Origin of the sequence: Micromonospora sp. URMC 107, assembly GCF_051386315.1 — a bacterium.
In the GTDB taxonomy this organism is placed as follows: domain Bacteria; phylum Actinomycetota; class Actinomycetes; order Mycobacteriales; family Micromonosporaceae; genus Micromonospora.
The window spans coordinates 1-2,977 of the sequence record NZ_JBPQTK010000252.1 but is presented as its reverse complement, the minus strand read 5'-3'; the positions used below and the strand labels follow the sequence as shown (position 1 = coordinate 2,977).

Genomic DNA, 2,977 nt, shown 5'->3' with positions numbered 1-2,977 from the left:
GCCCTCAACCCCGTTGACCCGGCGCTGGTGGCCCGCTGGCCCCGCGCCGCCGGTCACGCCGAGGATCTCGCCGGTGACGTAGCTGGACTCCTGGGAGGCGAAGAAGACGTACGCCGGGGCCAACTCGGCCGGCTGGCCGGGGCGTCCCTCCGGGGTGTCCTGGCCGAACTTCTCGACCTTCTCCTCCGGCATCGTCGCCGGGATCAGCGGCGTCCAGATCGGGCCCGGCGCCACCGCGTTCACCCGGATCCCCCGCTCGGCCAAATCGGCGGCGAGCGCCTTGGTGAAGTTGGCGATCCCCGCCTTGGTGGTGGCGTAGTCCAGCAGCTGCGGCGAGGGGTCCAACGCCTGGATCGACGACGTGTTGATGATCGCCGAGCCCTCGGGCATGTGCGGCACCGCCGCCCGGCAGAGCCAGAACATGGCGTACAGGTTGGTCTTCAGCACCCGGTCGAACTGCTCGTCACTGATGCCGAGGATGCCCTCCTCCTGCGCCATCTGATAGGCCGCGTTGTTGACCAGGATGTCGACGCCGCCGAGGTCACGCAGTGCCCGCTCGATCAGCTCCTGGCAGTGCCGCTCGTCGGTGATGTCGCCGCGTACCGCGATGCCCTTGCGGCCGGCCTCCTCGACCAGCCGGACGGTCTCCCGGGCGTCGGCGTCCTCCTCCTCACCCAGGTAGGAGATGAGCACGTCGGCGCCCTCCCGGGCGTACGCGATGGCGATCGCGCGGCCGATGCCGGAGTCACCGCCGGTGATGACCGCCCGCCGGCCGTCGAGCTTGCCGCTGCCGCGGTACGACTCCTCGCCGTGGTCCGGCTTCGGGGTCATCTCCTGAGTCGAGCCGGGCGGCGTCTGCTGCTGCTTCGGTTGTCCCTCCTGCTGGCCGTACTGGCTGGTGGGGTCCTGCTGGGTGTGCTGGTCTTCGCTCACCGACGTCTCCTCGCGCACCGGTCTGGTGTGGGTCTCCCACCGCCCTACCCCGCGGCGGCAAGCGGAAACGACCGGTCCGGTGTTACACGGGCGGCCCCGCGCGCGCCGGTGGGATGAAACACCCCGGGCTGCTGTGGCAGGAGTGACGGGCGCTCGTTTATGGTGCGCTCGGCGCTCACCGGGCGTCCCGAACCCCCATGGAAGGGCACCTCATGACCTCTCCCTCCGGCCCGTCGCGTCGGACGGTGCTCGCCGCCGCGGCCGCGGCGGCGAGCGTCCCGCTGATCGCCGCCACCCCCGCCCAGGCGGCTGGCGCGGCCCGGTCGCGGACCTGGGACCTCACGATCCTCGGCACCTCGGACACCCACGGCAACGTCTACAACTGGGACTACTACTCCGACGCCGAGTACGACGACAGCAAGCACAACGACGTGGGCGTCGCCAAGCTGGCCGCCCTCGTGAAGCAGATCCGCGCCGAGCGGCGGGGCCGGGCGACGCTGGTGCTCGACGCCGGCGACACCATCCAGGGCACCCCGCTGGCCACCTTCTACGCCAAGCAGGAGCCGATCACCACCACCGGTGAGACGCACCCCATGGCCAACGCGATGAACGTGCTCGGCTACGACGCCGTGACGCTGGGCAACCACGAGTTCAACTACGGCCTGCCGCTGCTGGCGAAGTGGATCTCGCAGCTGGGCTTCCCGGCGCTGGCCGCCAACGCCGTCAACGTCGCCACCGGCAAGCCGGCCTTCCTGCCGTACGTCATCAAGAAGGTCTCCGTCGGCTTCGCCGCACCGCCGCTGCGGGTCGGCATCCTCGGCCTGACCAACCCGGGCAGCGCGATCTGGGACAAGGCCAACGTCGAGGGCAAACTGCGGTTCGACGACATGATCGCCACCGCCGCGAAGTACGTGCCGATCATGCGGGCGCGCGGCGCCGACATCGTGCTGATCTCCGCCCACGGCGGCGACAGCGGCACCTCCAGCTACGGCCCGGAGCTGCCGATCGAGAACCCGACGGCGCTGATCGCCCAGCAGGTCCCCGGCATCGACGCGATCCTGTTCGGCCACGCCCACGCCGAGGTCGCCGAGAAGTTCGTGACCAACGAGCGGACCGGCGAGCAGGTGCTGCTCACCGAGCCGTCGAAGTGGGGCCAGCGGCTCAGCCGGATGGACTTCACCCTGGCCCGCGAGCGGGGCCGCTGGAAGATCACCAGCAAGACCGCCGCGCTGTTGAACACCAACACCGTGGTCGAGGACCCGAAGGTCCTCGCGGCCGTGCGGGCACAGCACCAGAAGACCGTGGCGTACGTCAACCAGGTCGTCGCCCGCTCCACGGTGGAACTGTCGGCGGCGGAGAGCCGCTACAAGGACACCCCGATCCTGGACTTCATCAACCACGTCCAGACCGAGGTCGTCGGTCAGGCGCTGGCCGGCACGTCGTACGCGGACCTACCGGTCCTCTCGATCGCCGCGCCGTTCAGCCGGACCGCGGTCTTCCCCGCCGGCGACGTGAAGATCCGCGACGTGGCCGGGCTGTACGTCTTCGACAACACCCTCGAGGCGGTGGTGCTCAGCGGCGCCGAGGTGCGCACCTACCTGGAGTACTCGGCGAAGTACTTCCGGACCCTCGCCCCCGGCGCCCCGGTCGACCCGGCCGCGATCAGCAACCCGGCCGTGCCGGACTACAACTACGACGTCTTCTCCGGCCTGGAGTACGACATCGACATCGCCAAGCCGGTGGGCCAGCGCGTCACCCGCCTGGTGCTGCCCGGCACCGACACCCCGGTGGCCGACAACGCGCAGTTCGTGGTGGCGGTGAACAACTACCGGCGCAGCGGCGGCGGGAACTTCCCCGGCATCGTGAAGACCCAGGTCTACAACGAGCAGCAGGAGATCCGTCAGCTGCTGATCGACTGGGCGCAGGCCAGGGGCACCATCGACCCGACGGACTTCTACCAGCCGAACTGGCGGCTGGTACGCGAGGGCGTGCCGGTCTTCTGACCCCCGATCACCGGACGGGGCGTGGGCGGATCGCCCACGGC

At 70.3% G+C, this 2,977-nt stretch carries 2 protein-coding genes; one reads left to right on the top strand and one right to left on the bottom strand.

Annotated elements, in window-relative coordinates; genetic code table 11:
- The coding region (locus ACSNN9_RS28250) for an SDR family oxidoreductase (protein WP_436676353.1) at positions 1-933 on the bottom strand (933 nt) is incomplete at its 3' end.
- A gap of 212 nt (positions 934-1,145) precedes the next feature.
- Here ACSNN9_RS28250 and ACSNN9_RS28245 point away from each other — a divergent pair.
- Positions 1,146-2,936, top strand: a complete 1,791-nt coding sequence (locus ACSNN9_RS28245) for a bifunctional metallophosphatase/5'-nucleotidase (protein WP_436676352.1) — start codon at positions 1,146-1,148, stop codon at positions 2,934-2,936.
- Positions 2,937-2,977 lie beyond the last annotated feature (41 nt).

Bases quoted from the DNA above. Each gene is read 5' to 3' on its own strand.
- ACSNN9_RS28245 (WP_436676352.1), top strand. From the start codon at position 1,146: ATGACCTCTCCCTCCGGCCCGTCGCGTCGGACGGTGCTCGCCGCCGCG.